Raw genomic sequence first — 19355 nt, 5'->3', positions numbered from 1 at the left:
TTTTATTTCATTTCACTAATTTTTACATTAAAGATGCTTAACAGTGATACTATTATTAGTATTGATAAAAGCCAAGCTAACGGAGGTCTTTTTTGGTGTATGGGTAAGATAACGAAAATAATAACTGTAAATAGAACAGACCACCACATATTCCATCCATTATGGTATGTAATAAATCCAAACTTACTGTTTATATACTCAACAGATAAGTATATTCCTACCCAGAATAAAAACCATACTAAACGTTTATTCCATTCCTCTGGGAACCTCCCTAGGTATATTAATACGGTTGCAGAATAAGAAACGACCATAGCTAAAATTGTAATAATTGTATGGTTAGGTAAGATTAAATCGTGAAACAACCACATTGATTTTTTATAGAGGAGAAAGTTATATAGAAAATCACCAATAATTAAGAAGAGTATTGTCGGATAATAAAGTTTCCAATTCCTCCAATCTCCCCATTTAAATGCTGCTAACAAGTATAAAATATTAGTTAAAATATACATAAAATCCATCCTAAAAAATGATATTCCTATTCTCTCCAATTAACAGGAATTTACTAGAGCCTTTTTCCACTAACCTACACCTTTAGCTTAACTAGAAAAAAGACCGCCGCAGCGATCACCGTTTTCAACTCAAGCCCCCTTGAATAACAACACAAAGTTATTTCACATTTTCATCTAAATCTTTAAGTAGGTTTTTTATTTCTTTAAGTTCGGACCTTAAAGCCTTAACTTGTTTAGAATTATCAATACCAATACTAACTGCATATGCAATTATAAGAAATAGAACGACTAAACCAACAAATCCGTAAAATAATGTTAAAATAATCCCCACAACCTTGTCGCCCCTTATAAATAAACTACTTTAACATTACCATAAAACGGGTGACGTTTATTTTGTTCTTCTTAAAATGGCCTCTCGTAAGTGCAATAAAAAAAGGGACGCCGCAGCCATCCCAGTCTTAAACCCAAGCACCCTTCGTATTATATGGTTAGCCAGATATTTCTGGTTGACCATATTTTATATGGTCTTATTATATCTATGTAGCCGGGGTAGAACGTAAGCACCCGTGGGGCAAAGACCCCGTCAGCTAAACCGTTCGCCCTCTACTTGTAGAAACATGTTTGAGGCTGGTTGGGACTATGATCTCGCATAACAAGCGAAGCTATGATACTACAAGAAGAATTAGAGGTAACCGGCAATAATTATTTGGAGGAGGAGATTTAGAATGAATCCAGTCGTTGGTCTGGATGTTTCAAAAGGGGAAAGTGAAGTTCAAGGATTTTTAGAAAAGGGAAAACCTTATCGTAAAAGCTTTAGTATCCGGCATGATCTCGAAGGATTAGAATTATTACTTAAGTTTCTTAAGGAAATAAAAGATTTAACTGGTCAACAACCTCCGGTTGTATTAGAAGCTACAGGGCATTATCATGCTCCAGTTGTTCAGTATTTGGAGGAGCGTAATTATTTATTAATAATCGTTAATCCATTGATTTCCCATAGAGCCAAAAGTTCAAGTTTACGAAAAGTGAAAACAGATGCAGTTGATGCTTACCGCCTCTGCGAGCTTTACTATAAAGAGGAGTTAGAGCCTTATAAAAAGCGTGGGATACGACTCTTAAATCTTCGTAATCTTACAAGGCAACATGCGAATATAACCGAGATATATGTACAAACCAAATTACAATTTCAAGCAGTATTAGATCAAGTATTTCCTGAATATAAGGGCGTTTTTGGTGAGTTATACTCTGTAGTATCTTTACTTACCCTACAAAAATACCCTACCTCAGAAGATATCTTAGCAGTTAGTGAAGATGAGTTGGCTAATGGGATAAAAGGGTTATATAAACATGGATCAAAAAAATGGGTAAATGAAAAGGTACAAAAACTTAAGAATGCGGCTGCTCGCAATCCATTTCAAGAAACTTTGTACAAAAGTCATTTATTAAGCATGAATATGTATATTGATATGCTTCTTCAATATAAAGAGCATCTATCAAAGTTAGAGACAGAGATAGACACTCTCGCTAAAGAAATTGAAGAATATAAGATTATCCAATCTATCCCCGGTATTGGTGAAAAAATCGCGGCACCGATTATTTCTGAGATCGGCGAGATAGATCGGTTTAATCATCCTAAAAAGCTAGTTGCATTCGCTGGAGTTGATCCAGAAGTATTTGAATCTGGTAAATTTAAAGCCACTCTGGTACGAATTACAAAGCGTGGTTCAAGCAGACTACGGCATGCCTTGTATTTGGCTGTTCGTGCTGGAATACGTGACGCTCGTAAAAAGAAAACAAGTGATGAGATTATCCCTAGAAATAAGAGATTAAGAGAATTTTACGATAAGAAACGCAGTGAAGGTAAATTGTATAAAGTAGCAGTTATTGCTTGTGTTAATAAGCTCTTACATTGGATATTTGCCATATTAAAAAACAAAACCACTTTCCAAGATATAGCTTAGAAGCTATTTCTAACTAAATACAGAAAAACCTTCCAGAAACCGTATAACAGAAGGTTATTTGGCATGCACATTTTTAGTATAACATGGGTAATTTAAGTTTTTTAGTGAAAAATGTTGACAAACTATTAGCTGGTTTAGCTTAAGTACAATTCTACACAAACTTTTTTAACATTTATTTGGAATTATATCGCTTAAGTAAATCTTCAATTAAAATTCCATTTATTTTCATCCCCGCAATATTACACTCATTAATCTCCACATTGGCTAAATTACAATTTGTAATTTTACTATGATTAAAATCACAATTTTCAAATCTTACTGGTCGTTGGATAATATTCTTACAGTCGTCGTACAATGGATGTCCTTCTGGGGGCATACCAATATTCTTTAAGTACGCTCCTCCAATTTGAGCACCATCAATTACAATATCGCTTAAATTAGCATCAATAATTTCCATCCCTGTCAAATTTACATCATTCATTTTCAATCCAGAGAGGTCACTATGTTCAAAAACAGAGTTACGAAGATAAGAAGAACTTACTGTTAAAGTATCTTTCTCATTTTCTAATTTCATATGATTACACCCCAACCTATTATTTTTTATATACAACTAATTCTATATTATTTCTTTTATATTTCTACCTTACTTATACGAAATTCATCAAAACTGTATAATCATCGTTCAATTAACCTGCCCTTTCGTGGAACCAGAAAAGCGATTGCTCTTATTGAACAATCGAACCCGTTCACTTAAGTACAATTATTAACAAACTTTATTTTTATGGCAACTTTTAGTTGTATAAGTGATTGAGCCGCCACCAACCACACCATATTTGAGGATTTCCATTATTTCATCGATGGTTGAACCGCTTTTAAGCAGTCTTCCATATGAAGCAAATGCATTCATCGCAGCGGCTGACTATTGATATGGCTAAAATTCCATAATGGTGTCCTTACCCTACCTGGCGTTTAAATTGTATACTGGCGAAGAAATAAGCGATGACCATGATGCCGACGCACCAGGCAAGCGCAATCCAGATACTATTGCCAACAGACCCTTCGTACAAGAGGGCACGAATCGCATTCACGATTGAAGTCACAGGCTGGTTCTCAGCGAACGCACGGACAATTTTAGGCATGGTTTCGGTAGGGACAAAGGCCGAACTGATAAACGGCAGGAAAATTAGCGGGTATGAGTAGGCTGTCGCCCCTTCCATAGACCTCGCTGTTAATCCGGGAATGACCGCAAGCCATGTCAGCGCTAGCGTAAACAACCCGAGTATCCCAGCTACCGCGAGCCAATCCAAGATATCAGCGCTGGAACGGAAGCCAATCAAGAGCGCGACGAGGATAACCACCACGACAGTAAGCGCATTAGAAACAAGCGAGGTCAACACGTGAGCCCACAATATCGACGAGCGCTTGATGGGCATGGTAATGAAACGCGCCATCAATCCGCTCTTTACATCGTTAAAAAGCCGCAAGGAAGTGTAAGCGACGCCGGAAGCGATAGCCATCAGCAAGATTCCCGGCAATAAATAATTGACGTAGTTGTCCGTGCCTGTCTCTATAGCTCCGCCAAATACGTAGACAAACAGCAGCATCATCATAATCGGCGTAATCGTCACCGTAATAATCGTATCCGGGCTGCGCATGATGTTGCGCATTAAACGCCCTAGTAATACCCCTGTTTTGTTTTTCATTTACATCTCCTCCTTTTTGCCGATGATCGCTAGGAAAATTTCCTCCAATGTCGGCTGCTTCTCGATGTACTCCACTCTCGCTGGAGGGAACATCTCTTTGAGTTCGGTAAGGGTACCGGTCGTGATGATTTTTCCGCCATGCAGGATGGCGATACGGTCCGCCAGTTGTTCAGCTTCCTCCAGGTACTGGGTCGTCAGCAAGATGGTCGTGCCGCCGACGGCAAGTTTCTTAATGGTATCCCAGACTTCAATCCGCGCTTCGGGGTCTAGACCTGTCGTCGGTTCGTCGAGAAAAATGACTGCTGGGGTCCCAATAAGGCTCATGGCGATGTCAAGCCGGCGCTTCATCCCGCCGGAATATTTGTCCGCCCGGCGGTTGGCCGCGTCACGCAGGCTGAATCTTGCAAGCAGATTGTCGACGAATTGAGCGGGATTGGAAACTCCCCGTAACTTGGCGATCATCATCAGGTTTTCCCTTCCTGTGAGCATGCCGTCTAAGCTAGAGAACTGCCCTGTCAGGCTAATACTTTGGCGAACATGATCCGGTTGACGCTGGACGTCAAAGCCGCAAATACCTACTTCGCCATCATCGGGCTTCATCAGCGTCGAGAGGATGTTGACCGTCGTCGTCTTGCCCGCTCCATTTGAGCCCAATAGTGCGAAGATTTCACCACGCCGCACCTCAAAATCCACCCCCTTTAAGACTTCCTTATCTTTAAAGGATTTTTTTAACCCTTTTACAGAAATAGCAGCTTTGCTCATACTTTTTTCCTCCTTGTAATAAGCGCAGCAAGGCGCTAGATTGGATAAACCCCACTACTCTGTCAGACTGATATTCTGTATTACTTACTACCGGATTAAAAATATAACTGAATAGTGAAGGTGACACATTACATTAGTAACCTGCTATTCAGTCGAAATTATCTATTGAATTTACTTTTTTCCCAATCGCTTCATGATACTCAGGTTAAAATCTTCACGATACTTGTCGACATAGGTTTTAGCGTTTGCCACTAGTTCGTCGGCAAAGGAAGCCACTTCTTCAGTCCCCAGTGATGTTTTGCGTCGTTAGTGTCGATGCTAGGCGAAAATCCACTAGGATTTCTCCGTTAGCCACGACCAATCGTATCATTCAACTTCTTGCGATATTTATCCTTCCAAGTTTGCTCATCCTTCACTAGCTCGTCGCAGAAAGCAGCCACGTCCTCGCCCGTAAGGTCAGTGACTTTCTTGCCTTCCGCTGCTCCTTCCTCGAAGAGGTCTAGAATACCGCCAAAGATACGGCTGCTGTCCTTCCAGTCGGTAGGACCACCACCAGCAGTCCACATATATTTTTGGATAGCTTTGTAAGCGTTGCGGTACTCACTTGGAAGTGCCTTCGCACGCGCCTCCATCGCCCTCCATTCCCGCTTGTCATCCAAACTTCCGATAATTTTTTCAAAAATACTCATATTACTTCTCCTTTTAATTTTATTTTAGTTTTAAGTTCGTTCATTTTACTTGAGATGAAATCCCATTTTTTCCAAAAAATTTTAAGTTGCTCTTGACCTGCCGCATTGAGGGTGTAAAATTTTCTCGGCGGTCCCATAGTGGATGGCTTTTTCTCGATGTCCACCAGATTGTTTTTCTCAAGCCTTATTGTAATCGTATAAACTGTGCCTTCAACCACATCAGAGAAGCCAAGTTCTCGCAGCTGTTGCGTGATTTCATAGCCGTAAGTTTCGCCACGGCTGATGATTTCAAGCACACAGCCCTCAAGCACCCCTTTCAGCATTTCCGTGATATTTTCCAATTTAATCTTCCTTTTGTATTTGACTTATATTTTTCAGTACTCTGTAACACAGGTATTTTGTGATACAGATATTCAGTATTACTGATTACTAGTATATAGTATTACTGAATAGCCTCTCTTGTCAATAAAACTTTTCGTCAAAAGAGCCCATTTTTACGGCATCAAAGGTGTTTTTATCAAAAGTGACAGCTAAGACTTTTTTTCCACTAACCTGCCACGTTTAAGCGAATTCCTTCACAATCTATTTTTCAACATAAATATCCATTCTTTATTGACTATGTTCCTCAACAATCTGGTCCTTAACATAAAGAAAGAGCGCAATTCTTACTGAAGAATGGCGCCCTTTTCTTGAAAAAGTTTTATTTGAAATTTAATTTTCTTTTGCGATTAAAAAATGAAATAGTATTTACCATCTTGAGTTTCCATTAAGCAATGTAGGGCTTCAAACATTTCTCATTAATTTCCATACAGATAGCTCCAATATTAAAATGATTAAATTGTGGTCATCTCACCTTTTTTAATTCCCATTTTAACATATCATTCACTGTTCCAATTTTATTCATATTCAACTTTTCTAACACTTTAATGGATGGAATATTATCATGTAGGCACTCAGCAACTACTTTATCTACATCTACATTTGTAAACGCCCACTTAATAATTTCATTTACGGCTTCAGTTGCATAACCTTTGTTTTGTGCTGAGGGTATGATTCCATATCCTACTTCAACCGTATTTTCTGAATTAGGTTTACCTTTAAATCCAATATCACCAATAATCGTATTGTTTTCTCTATTGATAACTAGCCATACACCCCAACCTAATTGAGTAGAATCCTCTCTAAGTTTCTCCAAAAACATCTTTATATGAGGGCCAATTTTGTATTCTTCTGTTGAAATCATTGATAATAATTCATCTGTACAAGGAACGATTTTAAGTCTTTCTGTCTGTAATTCCATCTTCTTACTCCTCGTATATTATAATAACTAAGGGCACTTGATTTTCACCTTTATCTCTAAGAATAATTGATATTATACGTTGATTTAAGGACTCCGTTCGAATATTGTTTCATGTCAACTAATTCCAAATTCAAACGAGGTTTAACACTGCCAAATAGAGGTATCCCCGTGCCAATCATTACAGGGTTAACTTTTAAGACTAATTGATCAATAAGTTTATGTTGAAGTAATGAACCCGCCAATTTACCTCCCCCACAGAGCCACAACTTTCCATCTTCCTTCATTTTGAGATCTTGAATAAAGCTTACCGCGTTATTTTTAATTAATTTCACTTCATCGTTTGATTCAAACTGCATTGAATTTGAGAAAATATAATGCTTCAACTTATATGGGCTAGGCTCACCCGGCTTAAGACCGAATTGAAAGCCGTATTCATACGTTTTTCCCCCCATTAATACCGCATCATATTGTTGAATATCGGATATGAAATCTGTAACATGATCACCCTGATTTAAAAATATAGAATCGTCAGCTACTCCATTCAAATCTGCAATAAAATTATCAAGTGTAATTGCTATATGATAAATCAATTTTGCCATTCAAAAATCCCTCCCTTTAAAAACGGGCTTTCTAACTATTTTCTATAAAACTTATATTATTTCCTATATATTCTCGAAATTAAAATTCATTCTTCTTTCACTAACTCCCGTTACCTTAAGTACAGTCCTTCACAATCTCTACTTTATCATAATTATCCAAATTCCCTTGGTTTTTTTACAGCAATATGGCCCTTGAATGAAAATTAAGCTCTTATCCGAAAGCTCCCGATTGCTAAATAAGAAAAGCACATTTCTTTATCTGCCCATTTTACATAACCATTTAGTGATAGTAATAATTTATTTATCTAAAAGGCTAAATTAAAACCTGATAGATACCTCAGCTTCTTTGCACCCATTCAGAGCCTTGTTCATCAGTCTATGGCCTGTAAGCCAAACTGCCACCCCGGTCCCCCACAATATCAGGACAGAGCCAAAACCGATAGTTGTCCACCATACCATAATTTGATGATTTCCCAAGGTAACTCCCACAGGCAAAGTTAGAAGTGTGATTGCAGAAAGCAGACAGAGAAGAGTACCCGAAATATAATGGATCTTAACCTGGAAAAGGTGCGCTAGAGGAAAGAAATGAGCACCGACAATAAGAGCCATCAAAGGGACAAACAAATCCAAGTGATTGGTAGACCCACAGTTTGCGGCGGCTGCGGCAATCAACACCCCTTCTAAAGTGGAAAAAAATACCGATTACCCATATAGGAAATTTTACCATTACTTCTATGGATTAAAAAAGTTCATTATTATCCGCCTAGCATTATTTTTCTTTTAACATTGAATACTTGCGATAAGCTTTATAGAAACTGCTGCCAAAGAAAACAACCATAAGGGCGGGAAGCAACCTCAAAAGGGCAAATGGAGTTTCAAATAAAAATGCTTTCCAAAATAATGCACCTTTCATACTCCAAAGACCTTCGGCTAAATATAAACCTGTATCTTTGTAAAGCATGTAAGAAATAGACAATAACGGTAGACCTAAACCAGATGAATAACCCATCAATCTTTTATAATAATTACTCTTCGATTGGCGATCTGAGAAAATTTCATTTTGATCATCATCTACTTTTTGCCAATATCGAATTCCACCAAGACAGGAGCCATTTATATAAATCCAACCGAAGTCTTCATATATCCCTTTGTAATCTTTGAACTTTTTCTTTGATAAATAATCTTGATAATCCAGTCGCATCACATATCTCTTGTTGGTCTTTTCAAAAGTATATATTCCTAATCCACTAATATTTGTACAACGATAGCCTTTTTGTAATTGCTCATTCAGCCATTTCTCTTCTTTTTCAATATCAAAAAATATCTTAAATTTCTTCATTCGATTCACTTCCTTCGTACAGCGATAAAATATGCAATAACCTGTTTTGTTCCATTTTCAAAATTGAACTTCCTTCTGTAGTTATCATATAAACTTTTCTCCGACCTGACTCTCCAACAGGTTCAATCCAACCATGCTTATTCAAGTTTTCAATCGCACCGTATAATGTACCAGCTGCTAAAATAACAGTACCTTTACTTATCTCTTCTATCTTCTGCATTACGGCATAGCCATGGAGTGGTTCACGCAGAGCTAATAAAATATAATGCATGGTTTCAGTCAACGGTAATAATTTATGTTTCATATCCTCACCCTTTATTCAGTTCAGCTATATAGTTCAACTTAATAATATCATATGCAGTTCAACTGAATAATCAACTACATTTTCAAAATTGGTCAAAAGATCTTAAAGTAAAGTTCGATAACAAGGGAAATATCAATCAAAAAAATCGCTTTCCGTAAGTAAGGGAAAGCGAATTTTGGTGTAGTCTTATTCAATTAAATGACCGCATTGTTGAACATAAGTTAAACATCTATCTTCAACTAACCTCCCGTTATCACAATAAAAAATGCTGCATCGATGGCAGCAGAATCTTCAATAACCTGCTCGTTAGCTCAATTGATAAAAAATCAGGTGGAATAATGGTAATTCCCTAGTAAGCTAACCCAAACTCTGGGCGTTCAAGCGAATGAAAGTAGGTTCTTATAATAGGTAAATGCTCATTTAAGTGATTAATCATTTCATCATCAACAGAAATACATTTATATTTTTGTAGTTCATAACTCATATTTCTTTTCAGATTTTCGATATTATCAATTCATGATCAGGATTCTGTGGATTCGAAAAGGAAAAACCACTTCAGATTGTGGTTCTCCCTTTTGCCTAAAAGTCTTTTTAGAGTAACAGATTATTCCTGCTTTATTCATCACCCCCATTATAGCTTGTACTTTCAATTTATTCGGAAGTTTGTAGAATGCTTGTACAAAAAATAAAAACGCCACCGGCTAAGGTGACGTAAAGGTGATCGTTATTTAAATACGTAATTAAGCGGTGAATGGACGCTATGCTGATTCTGTAAATAATTAAAGTATTATCGGGGGATTTATATTGTAATTACTCAATTTACTGGCGGCCACATAAGCAGCCTTTAATTCTTTTGTTTTGTAAACACAATTATCTATTGATCTTGCAGCGGTTGGAAAAATTCGAATGAGAAAAACACGGAGTACATATTTAGCTAGAGTTGAAATTATAGAGACAAAATTATGCTTTTCTGACCACCAAACGGAGCAAGTCCATGGCATCTTCTTCTTTTTGATATCTGGGTAATTGTAGCACTCTAAAACGAGAGGATCTTATTAGATGAAAAGTCTGATAATCGCACTAATTATAATGGATATTCTAATCTTAATAGCTGTAATCTGTAGTGAATTTTTCTTTTTGAATTTAACCTAATGAGGTCATTTTATTTTCTTTTTAGATCTAAATACCCTTTATATTTATACTTATACTTTATTTTAATTCACCGGATATCACGGATATTAAAATTAAAATATCTATTAAAATTAATGTAATTACTAGAAGATATTTCATATTAAAAAAACGCCTCTTGTCCTTTTTAATTAAAACAATATTAATAAAATTTAAATTCTGTTACATGGTCATACAGTTTCCCAGATCCTTCGTTAACTCCATTGCTATTTACACCACCCTCCTATACTAATTTGACATTTTCATATTGCTTTACTTCCTTCTGACAACCAGCTAATGCCATAAAACATATAATTAAGATTGCAAAAAATGTTCTCACAATATCACCTTTCTATTGATTTTACGTTTATAAACTTGTTAAATTCTAATATCTTTCAGGCTCATGGTGGAAATATTCCTCGTATTGTTCGATAAATTATTATAGACCTACATTACCAATCTAATATATTACGGTAATACCTGCTGGAACGGAAATTAATATGTTTTCCATTAATTGCAACACTTTATAGTAACCATAACTTTGATGTTTATTAAAATGCTATCCCTTTAAATCTGTAACCCGCGCCCCAAACAGTTTCAATGTACTGAGGATTAGAAGGATCTGTTTCAATTTTTTCACGGATTTTTCGTATGTGGACAGTCACTGTTGAAATATCACCTAATGAATCAAACCCCCATATCCTTTCAAACAACTGTTCTTTACTAAATACATGGTCCGGATGAAGAGCCAAAAATGTTAAGATATCAAACTCCTTAGCAGTAATTATCACTTCATGATTATTAACAAAGACTCTCCTTGACACCTGATCGATTCTTAAACCACGAAAAGCAATATCATTTTGTACTTCCTTACCTTTTAATCGTTCATATCGAGACAGATGGGCCTTGACTCTTGCAACCAGTTCAGAAGGACTGAATGGCTTTACAATATAATCATCCGCCCCTAATCCAAATCCGAGAATTTTATCAATATCTTCTTTTTTCGCAGACACCATAAGAACAGGTATATCTTTCTCGGTTCGGATTGCCTTACAAATTTGAAAACCATTTACATGAGGAAGCATAAGGTCAAGCAATACTAAATCAAACTCATTCATTAATGCCTTATTTAATCCAACTTGCCCTGTCAAAGCAATCTCAACCGAAAAACCCTCTATTTCTAAATAATCCCGTTCCAGTTCTGCAATACTTTTGTCATCTTCTATTATTAAGATCTTTTTCACTTTCATCACCTGTTTTTTCTATTGTAAATAGGATTGTGGTTCCTAGTCCCTTTTTACTTTCTACCCATATTTTTCCATTATGTTCATCAATAATTCGTTTTGCAATGGACAAACCAAGGCCACTACCACCTTTTTCTGTTCCCCTTGCTAAATCCTCTCGATAAAAGCGATCGAAAATGTACGGTAGATTTTCATCCGCTATTCCAGGGCCGTTGTCTTGCAATTTAAAAAGGACATGAGAGTCTATTGTTGAAAGATGAAAAAAGAGTCTTTTATATTTATTATCGTTATATTTTAAAGAATTATCGACAATATTCGTAATTACTCGCTTTAAATGTTCCCGATCTCCATTTATTAAATAATTACTATTTTTAATTATTTTTAAATCTACCTCTACATTTAGTTCCGCCACTTCAAAACGAAGTTCTTCCACAAAATCCTGTAAATAATGGTCAAAGTGGATTTTCTCAAAATGAAATGGAAGTCGCTGTAAGTCTAATTTGGAATACAAAAAAAGCTCATCAATCATATGATCTAAATCGATAGATTTCGAATAAATTGTCTGAATATAACGATCTATTTTTTCTGGAGTATTAGCCACTCCATCCCGAATTCCTTCGACATATCCTTTAATCGTTGTAATTGGGGTTTTGAGGTCATGTGATATATTTGCTATAAGCTCTTTCCGGTTTTCTTCATAGGCTAACTGCTTTTCAATCGATTCCTTTAATTTCATCCTCATTTCATTAAATCCCTGGGCCAACTGTCCTAACTCATCTTTTGACATTGGTGTGATAGAATCATTGAGGTTTCCTTCTTTCATTTCTTGTGTAGCCTTTTGCAATTGTTTTATAGGAACGAGAATGCTTCTTGAAACAAAGTAAGTAAGCAATCCATTGGTAATAATTAAAATCAATATGAGACTAAAAAATAAAATTGGGAAAAAGGAGCGAACAAATTTGGCAAAACTGCTGGAATCAGTAACAAAAAAAAGAGAGCCCTCTGTATTATCAGGAAAATAGAAATCAATTTTCTTTATCCCAACCACTTTATGATCAATTTCTTCCAATGGATCCACACCGCCAAACACTCCAAACAAAGGGAGGTCATCTTTATCTACGTGTTTTACTGAAACCGATTGATATAAAATATTATTTCCCTTTCTAACAATTAGCCCAGTACCTCCATTTTTGCTTAATTGGTTGTCAATCTTCTTTAAATACGATTGGTTGAGAAAATTCCCTGGATTGCTCAATGTTTGACGATGTAAATCAATATATAATTGATCGTTCTTAGACATCTTATGTAGGTGTTCCGGTGGTAAATAGATGTTTCTTAGCTCTTTGATATCTCCTCTAAAAAGTAGTGCAACGAGAAAAGCTGAAACAATCACAAATATAATCGGAACAAGAATCATCACAAGATAGGATAAAACAAGTCTAAAACGAATCGACATATAATTCACTGCTTTCAAATTTAATATTCTTTAGTAGTAAACTTATAGTAACCAAGCGTGAAAAATAATGTACAAAATGATAACAAGTAAAGAGTTCTCCCTAAAGTTACTACGCTAACTCCGCTATTGATCCATCGTTGATACCAGCTATTATCATAAATAGGAAGCCACTGAGCTATCGTTGGGAATAGATAGGATATAGCCATCATCACTAAATAAAGTAAGATAGAAAATGTTATCGCCCTGCTGCTCGCTCCAAACCAAAGTGCAAGAAAAACCAGCATCAATCCAATCGCCATTAATGGCAGCAAAGATAACAGGTAAGCAAAAAAACCAAGGACTAGACCATGAAGTGTAAAGTTTTCTAACCAGATAGCACCAGTTAACATAGAAGAAATAAATACAATCATCAATAGGGACAATAAATAAATGCAACTACAAGCAATCTTAGACACAAAAATTTTAAAACGAGATAATGGCCGAACTAAAATAAATGAAAGTGTTTTTTGTTCTTGCTCTCCTGTAAACATATCACTAATTCCCAAGGCCAATATTAATGGTAGATAAATGGAAACCGCCAAACCCAAAATAACCAATGGAAAACTTTCTCCATCGAATGCAGTAAAACCAAACCTATTTTGCATCATTTGAATAATTGGACCAGTTATTAATGGGAATATCGCGGACAGGCAAAATAGAACAATTGTCGAACGTTTGTGTATAAGCTTGCTCCATTCATTTCTAAAGTTCAACATGATCTTTCCCTTCCTTCCCACTACGAATACGGTCCATATAATACGATTCAAATGTTTGCGCCTCAGCTAATTCTGTTCTGGATATTTCCCCAATAATGGATCCCTTTGAAAGAATAGCGATTCGATTGCATAGACGCTCAACTTCATCAATCAGGTGGGTAGATAGAATAACCGTAACACCTGCTTCCTTCACCAACCTGCTGATTAATTGTTGAAAATCAACTTTTGCTTCAATATCCAAACCGTTTGTCGGTTCGTCCAAAATAACTAAGGTCGGGTTTGAGAGTAAAGCAGCAGCTAAATAGAAGCGTTGCCTCATTCCAGTTGAAAAAGATCTCACCTTTTCATCCATATGAGCTTCCATTCCTACCAAATTCATTACCTCACTTATTCTTTCTTTTCCAATTTCCGGGTATATCCTCGCTATAAGCATTAGGTTCTCATATGCGCTTAAATAGTCAAAAGCTTCTACACCGCTAATTAAAGTTCCTACTGATTTCATTGCCTTTTCGAATTCTTCCATTACATTATGACCATTAATCAAGATTTTCCCTTTATCTGGACGGCACAAAGCTACAATACATTTCATTAAAGTTGTTTTCCCTGCTCCATTTGGTCCTAATAAACCAAAAATCTCTCCCTGGTTGACCGTTAAGGTAATATTTTCTACCCCACGACCATTTTTAAACCGTTTAGTAACATTTTGGAGTTCTAGTATTGGCACGCAGTTTCTTTCCCTTCTTTAAAAAATATTCCCCTCTAATTAGAAGAACCAGAGGGCAGAGATAGACTCTGCCACTCTGGAACTCAGCATTGAAAATCTGATTAATCTTCTTCATGTCCATGGTATTTTTCTTGTACTTTTACTACTTTTTTACCAGTTAAATTAATATTTGATACGTTTGCTTTATTTAAATGATCAAACTGATTGGATAAATGTAGTACCAGATCATGATGTTTTCCGTTTAAATCATCACCTGACACAAAAATCTCTGCTTTTTGGCCCACTAAGTATTGGTCCTTATCGATATCCCCCTGAAGGACGACTCTTGAAACACTTATGTTATTCTTTAATTGAGGTAATTGTGGCTTCAAATCTGCAAACGATAAAGAACCAAATCGCTGTTTTTCTTCATGCATTGTTTGTTGATCAATATTTTTTAGGAAAAATGAAACTACTGCTTGCCCAACAGTTGGTATTTGATTTTTAGAAAGGTCTAGCTCAATTTGAGTATGACCATTTGAGATATCTTTTGTAGTAATGCTGTCTTGATAGTTTTTTGTCAATGCATCAAAAATGGCTTCTACATCTTTTTGCATAGCAGGTGAAAATCTTTCTTTTTCTTTCTCATCTTTTACTTCATGTTTACCTGCTTTCTCTTGCTTAACATAATAATTGACATCATTACTGCTTTTAACGATCTCCTTATTGTCCTGTGAATAGAAATCTACTTTTGTTGTTGTTCCATTTTTACTAACACTAGTAGAACTATTACTAGAATCATTTTTTAGATTTTCAGTGTTAATGGAGTCTACGTGATAAACCACCTTATCATTATCTGTTAAGGATCCTTTAATATGTGCTGAAAAACTGTTGATAGTTTGAGTCTTCTTTACAGCTGTTTTAAAGAGATCATAGCCTGATGTTGAAGCCGAGGCAGATAAAACACCTCCTGCCATTAATAAGCCGCTAATACCTACGGCTGCTATTACCTTTGATTTCATTCCGATTTCCTCCTTCAAATGATTTTATGAAACATTATAATATTAGACTTGAAGCCTAAACACCCTATTAAGGAAATCTTAAATTTTTATTAAATGTATATATGATTGAAAAGAGACTAACTCCATCCCTTTGGCAAAGGACCGATACGCCAATATATTATCCTGCTCTTTAGCTTGGGTATGAATAGGACGGTAGAAAAGAGAATAATTGACCATACTTGAAGAGTAAGGTGTAAATTGCTCTTTCTTTTCACAGCAAAAAAAGTAAAATTGCATTTTTTATGGCAAACTGTTATATATTTATTGTCTAAATTTTCACCATACACAATTTGATAAATATAAGGGAGAATTTAAAGTGAGCATATTACATCAATTAGGGGACATAGCAATAAACTGGATTAATTCAATTGGATATTGGGGCATCCTTTTAGGAATGATTTTGGAAAGATAATAATGAATATTTTGATTCCCCTAACAATAGCCTTCCAAAACCATTTTAATTTTGGTAGCGTCTTCCTTGTAGGGAATAAAGAAAAATAGGAATAATAATAAAGCGATTGCACCGATCCAATTCGCCCATGCAAAAGGTATTGTCGAATATGGACCAGGAACCGGGATTTTTACGGAACAACTGATTGACCATAAAAATGATGATACGGTTTTGTTAGTCATTGAATCCAACACAGAATTTTATGAGCCACTCAAGGAGAAATATAACGGAATTCCAAATGTTCATATAATCCATGGGTCTCATATTGAAATTATAAAGGTCCATTGGAATATTCCACCCGCATATGTATTTATTTGCCAGCCCTAACCATATAAATTTGAATTACACCGCGTAACTGCGGTGTTTTTTATTTTCCCCTGATTTCCTCAAAGAAATTTCCACATTTTATATAGCCTGTCCACTGAATTAGCTCTTTCTTTTAGTTTGATAATATCAATAAATCGGGTGTCCTTAAAAGATTCTCTTTTAAGTAGTAAATATGAAGGTGGGGTTTAAAGATGATGAACGATCATAATCAAACAAATGGTTTTGTCCGTTACTTGTATTATATATTCATCCTGCTTTTGCTATTTTTCATGTATGGATTTAGTGACGCCAATGCCGGGGCTTATATATACACTGAATTTTAAGGCTGGAGGTGCTTTTTCTAAATGAGAATGTTATTAAAAATAAAAGATTTTGCTTTCACACAGCCGGAAGCTGAAGCTTTTATTTCGCCAGATCATCCATTAACATATAGAGAACTTTGGCGAAAATCAAACCAAGTGGCCAGATATATTTTAAGCCAAAATATTTCAACAGGTTCACCCATAATGGTTTACGGTCATATGGAACCAGAAATGATTATCTCTTTTTTGGGAAGTGTAAAATCCGGACATGCCTATATTCCCGTTGATCTTTCGATTCCTTTGGAAAGAATAGAAAAAATCAGCAAAGCTTCTCAGGCCGAAATCTTCATCAATGTTACAGGAAACCCATTGGAATTCCAAAATTCAACCATTCAAATGATTACGTTGGATGAAATCAAAACCTTTTCTACTGATTCCGATGAAATTGATCCTGCCCATTGGGTATCTGAAGATGAAAATTTTTATATTATTTATACCTCGGGAAGCACTGGCAATCCAAAAGGAGTTCAAATTTCGGTCAATAATCTCCAAAGTTTCGTCGATTGGATGCTAGAAGATTTTCCGATTCAAGGAGGACTGCGCTTTATCAATCAAGCGCCCTTTTCTTTTGATCTTTCGGTAATGGATCTCTACCCTTGCCTGGCAACCGGCGGAAAACTTTTTGCCATCACAAAGGAAATGATTGCGAAACCGAAATTGTTATTCGAAGCCCTAAAAACATCAAACACGCAGGTCTGGACCTCTACTCCATCATTTGTGCATATGTGCTTAATGGATCCGTCTTTTAATCAAGAATTGCTTCCAGAAATCATGGTTTTTTTATTTTGCGGAGAAATTCTACCCGTACAAATTGCTCGTCAACTTAAGGAACGATTTCCAAAAGCAAAGGTTTACAATACATACGGTCCAACAGAAGCGACTGTTGCTATTACCTTTGTCGAGATAACAAAAGAAATCCTTAACGTTTACCCGACGCTCCCTGTTGGAAGAGCAAAAAAAGATATTCAGTTACTGTTACGGAGTAAGGATGGACATGAAGTCCCTGAAGGAGAAAAGGGGGAAATCATCATCGTCGGACCAAGCGTTAGCAAAGGGTATTTAGGGCAACCGGTATTAACGGAAAAGTCATTTTACACCATCGACGGTGAACCAGCCTATCGTACTGGTGATGAAGGAGAAATGGTAAAGGATCTCCTTTTCTATAAAGGCAGGATCGATTTTCAAATAAAATTACACGGTTACAGAATGGAGCTAGAAGAGATCGAACAGCAGATTGGCGATTCGCAATATGTCAAAACAGCAGTGGTCATCCCGGTTTCAAAAGGGGAAAAAATCGAATATTTAACTGCAGTCATTGTTCCCTCCGAACATGAATTTGAAAAGGAATATCAGCTTACCAGTGCAATCAAAAAAGAACTCTGCACCAAGCTTCCGTGCTATATGGTTCCGAAAAAGTTTGAATATTATCATGAACTGCCGATGACACCGAACGGAAAAGTAGACCGAAAACAAATTAGAGAAAAGGTATTACTATGACACCATATGGTACATTTTTGTTCTTTTTTATCACAGCCTTCCTTTTAACACCTACTATAATCCTTGGTTTAAATGGGAAACGCTTTAAAACCTATAATATACTTGTAACACTTATTTTTTTGGCGCTGATCTTTTCCGAAAATGCACGGGAAACCTATGCCCTTATCTTTTTTACCTTTTGGCAGGTGATCTTAATAAAAGGTTATATCACCTATCGAAAAAAGGCAAACAGTGGAATCATTTTTTGCTTAGCAGTCATTCTTTCGATTCTCCCGCTGTTGATATCTAAACTATCGCCCTATTTATTCATCGAAAATTTTTGGGGATTTCTCGGGATATCGTATCTTACTTTTAAAGGTGTCCAAATGATAATGGAAACTAGGGATGGATTAATTAAAAATCAGGTCCCCCTTATTCGCCTACTTTATTTCATCCTTTTCTTTCCAACCCTTTCATCTGGACCCATTGACAGATATCGCCGTTTTGAAAAAGACTTAAACGAGGACATCTCAAAGGAAGAATATAAACTTTTCCTATACGAAGGAATGAATAAAATCTTTCTTGGCTTTCTTTACAAATTTATCATTGGGTATTTGATCCATCATTACATTATGATCAGACTTGGGCATTTTAGCCATGGTACTTTCCAACATCATCTTTTTTATATGTATACCTATAGTTTATACCTGTTTTTTGATTTTGCAGGTTATAGCGCATTTGCCATTGGTGTCAGTTATATTATGGGTGTAAAAACTCCAGAAAACTTTAACCAACCTTTTATCAGCCGAAATATGAAAGACTTTTGGAATCGCTGGCATATGACACTGTCCTTTTGGTTCAGGGATTATGTGTTTATGCGGTTTGTGTTTTGGATGACGAAGAAAAAATTGATTAAAAATCGACAAATAGTTTCCAATTTGGGTTATATTCTGTTATTTTTATTAATGGGCTTTTGGCACGGATTGGAAATTCAATATATTCTTTATGGAGTTTACCACGCCTTTTTAATGGTTGCTTATAATTCGTTTGAACAATTTAATAAGAAACATCATTGGTGGCCGCAAAATAAAATGACTCATATTGCGTCTGTCATCATCACGTTCCATTTTGTATGCTTTGGATTTTATATTTTTTCAGGACACTTTTTACATAAAGGAGTATGATTT

Annotated in this window: 22 protein-coding genes and 1 pseudogene; 5 read left to right on the top strand and 18 right to left on the bottom strand. The window is 36.0% G+C overall.

The window, feature by feature from the left end; all coding sequences use genetic code 11:
• Positions 1 to 2: 2 nt before the first annotated feature.
• Together M028_RS0121315 and M028_RS33005 are read right to left on the bottom strand one after the other, a co-directional pair.
• Positions 3 to 509: a CBO0543 family protein gene (locus tag M028_RS0121315; protein ID WP_026575653.1), complete on the bottom strand. Its 507-nt coding sequence runs from the start codon at positions 507 to 509 to the stop codon at positions 3 to 5.
• Positions 510 to 666: 157 nt separating this feature from the next.
• Positions 667 to 840, bottom strand: a complete 174-nt coding sequence (locus M028_RS33005) for a hypothetical protein (protein WP_155925706.1) — start codon at positions 838 to 840, stop codon at positions 667 to 669.
• A gap of 394 nt (positions 841 to 1234) precedes the next feature.
• Here M028_RS33005 and M028_RS0121305 point away from each other — a divergent pair, with 394 nt between their 5' ends.
• Complete coding sequence (locus tag M028_RS0121305; RefSeq protein WP_026575652.1) at positions 1235 to 2470, top strand: IS110 family transposase; 1236 nt, start codon at positions 1235 to 1237, stop codon at positions 2468 to 2470.
• Positions 2471 to 2642: 172 nt separating this feature from the next.
• Here M028_RS0121305 and M028_RS30690 read toward each other — a convergent pair whose 3' ends face one another.
• The 16 genes and pseudogenes from M028_RS30690 to M028_RS0121230 all read right to left on the bottom strand — a co-directional run bounded on the left by M028_RS30690 (position 2643) and on the right by M028_RS0121230 (position 15513).
• Positions 2643 to 3044: a pentapeptide repeat-containing protein gene (locus M028_RS30690; RefSeq protein ID WP_051591145.1), complete on the bottom strand. Its 402-nt coding sequence runs from the start codon at positions 3042 to 3044 to the stop codon at positions 2643 to 2645.
• 379 nt (positions 3045 to 3423) lie between these two features.
• On the bottom strand, positions 3424 to 4173 hold the full coding sequence (locus M028_RS0121295) for an ABC transporter permease (protein WP_026575651.1): 750 nt from the start codon (positions 4171 to 4173) through the stop codon (positions 3424 to 3426).
• Positions 4174 to 4935, bottom strand: a complete 762-nt coding sequence (locus M028_RS0121290; protein WP_026575650.1) for an ABC transporter ATP-binding protein — start codon at positions 4933 to 4935, stop codon at positions 4174 to 4176.
• A 171-nt stretch (positions 4936 to 5106) separates the two neighbouring features.
• A pseudogene (locus M028_RS32295) lies at positions 5107 to 5217 on the bottom strand (DUF1048 domain-containing protein); the annotation flags it as partial.
• A 65-nt stretch (positions 5218 to 5282) separates the two neighbouring features.
• A complete protein-coding gene (locus M028_RS0121285; RefSeq protein WP_026575649.1) occupies positions 5283 to 5624 on the bottom strand; it encodes a DUF1048 domain-containing protein in 342 nt (113 codons plus the stop codon).
• Complete coding sequence (locus tag M028_RS0121280) at positions 5621 to 5965, bottom strand: PadR family transcriptional regulator (RefSeq protein WP_026575648.1); 345 nt, start codon at positions 5963 to 5965, stop codon at positions 5621 to 5623. The genes M028_RS0121285 and M028_RS0121280 overlap by 4 nt, the downstream gene beginning before the upstream one ends.
• Before the next feature lie 503 nt (positions 5966 to 6468).
• Positions 6469 to 6924, bottom strand: a complete 456-nt coding sequence (locus M028_RS0121275) for a GNAT family N-acetyltransferase (protein ID WP_026575647.1) — start codon at positions 6922 to 6924, stop codon at positions 6469 to 6471.
• A 56-nt stretch (positions 6925 to 6980) separates the two neighbouring features.
• Positions 6981 to 7523: a dihydrofolate reductase family protein gene (locus tag M028_RS0121270; RefSeq protein WP_026575646.1), complete on the bottom strand. Its 543-nt coding sequence runs from the start codon at positions 7521 to 7523 to the stop codon at positions 6981 to 6983.
• 318 nt (positions 7524 to 7841) lie between these two features.
• Entirely contained in the window at positions 7842 to 8132 is a 291-nt protein-coding gene (locus M028_RS34100) for a hypothetical protein (RefSeq protein WP_442852796.1), read from the bottom strand.
• Positions 8133 to 8292: 160 nt separating this feature from the next.
• Positions 8293 to 8862, bottom strand: a complete 570-nt coding sequence (locus M028_RS0121260) for a DUF2812 domain-containing protein (protein ID WP_026575645.1) — start codon at positions 8860 to 8862, stop codon at positions 8293 to 8295.
• Positions 8849 to 9166 (bottom strand): PadR family transcriptional regulator, encoded by a 318-nt coding sequence (locus M028_RS0121255; protein ID WP_026575644.1) that lies wholly within the window; start codon positions 9164 to 9166, stop codon positions 8849 to 8851. The genes M028_RS0121260 and M028_RS0121255 overlap by 14 nt, the downstream gene beginning before the upstream one ends.
• 1718 nt (positions 9167 to 10884) lie before the next feature.
• Positions 10885 to 11586: a response regulator transcription factor gene (locus tag M028_RS0121250; protein WP_026575643.1), complete on the bottom strand. Its 702-nt coding sequence runs from the start codon at positions 11584 to 11586 to the stop codon at positions 10885 to 10887.
• Positions 11549 to 12970, bottom strand: a complete 1422-nt coding sequence (locus M028_RS30680; protein ID WP_197031440.1) for a sensor histidine kinase — start codon at positions 12968 to 12970, stop codon at positions 11549 to 11551. The genes M028_RS0121250 and M028_RS30680 overlap by 38 nt, the downstream gene beginning before the upstream one ends.
• Before the next feature lie 83 nt (positions 12971 to 13053).
• Entirely contained in the window at positions 13054 to 13788 is a 735-nt protein-coding gene (locus tag M028_RS0121240; protein WP_026575642.1) for an ABC transporter permease, read from the bottom strand.
• Positions 13775 to 14512 (bottom strand): ABC transporter ATP-binding protein, encoded by a 738-nt coding sequence (locus M028_RS0121235; protein ID WP_026575641.1) that lies wholly within the window; start codon positions 14510 to 14512, stop codon positions 13775 to 13777. The genes M028_RS0121240 and M028_RS0121235 overlap by 14 nt, the downstream gene beginning before the upstream one ends.
• Before the next feature lie 101 nt (positions 14513 to 14613).
• Positions 14614 to 15513, bottom strand: coding sequence for a hypothetical protein (locus M028_RS0121230; RefSeq protein ID WP_026575640.1), 900 nt, complete (start codon positions 15511 to 15513; stop codon positions 14614 to 14616).
• 526 nt (positions 15514 to 16039) lie between these two features.
• Here M028_RS0121230 and M028_RS32290 point away from each other — a divergent pair.
• The 4 genes from M028_RS32290 to dltB all read left to right on the top strand — a co-directional run bounded on the left by M028_RS32290 (position 16040) and on the right by dltB (position 19352).
• Positions 16040 to 16330, top strand: coding sequence for an rRNA adenine N-6-methyltransferase family protein (locus M028_RS32290; RefSeq protein WP_081810814.1), 291 nt, complete (start codon positions 16040 to 16042; stop codon positions 16328 to 16330).
• A 191-nt stretch (positions 16331 to 16521) separates the two neighbouring features.
• A complete protein-coding gene (gene dltX, locus M028_RS0121225) occupies positions 16522 to 16653 on the top strand; it encodes a teichoic acid D-Ala incorporation-associated protein DltX (protein ID WP_026575639.1) in 132 nt (43 codons plus the stop codon).
• 21 nt (positions 16654 to 16674) lie between these two features.
• A complete protein-coding gene (gene dltA / locus M028_RS0121220; RefSeq protein ID WP_026575638.1) occupies positions 16675 to 18189 on the top strand; it encodes a D-alanine--poly(phosphoribitol) ligase subunit DltA in 1515 nt (504 codons plus the stop codon).
• Positions 18186 to 19352, top strand: a complete 1167-nt coding sequence (gene dltB / locus M028_RS0121215; protein WP_026575637.1) for a D-alanyl-lipoteichoic acid biosynthesis protein DltB — start codon at positions 18186 to 18188, stop codon at positions 19350 to 19352. The genes dltA and dltB overlap by 4 nt, the downstream gene beginning before the upstream one ends.
• Positions 19353 to 19355: the final 3 nt, after the last annotated feature.

The organism is Bacillus sp. UNC438CL73TsuS30, from assembly GCF_000482325.1.
Lineage (GTDB): Bacteria > Bacillota > Bacilli > Bacillales > Cytobacillaceae > Neobacillus.
This window is presented reverse-complemented; position numbering and strand designations above follow the sequence as displayed.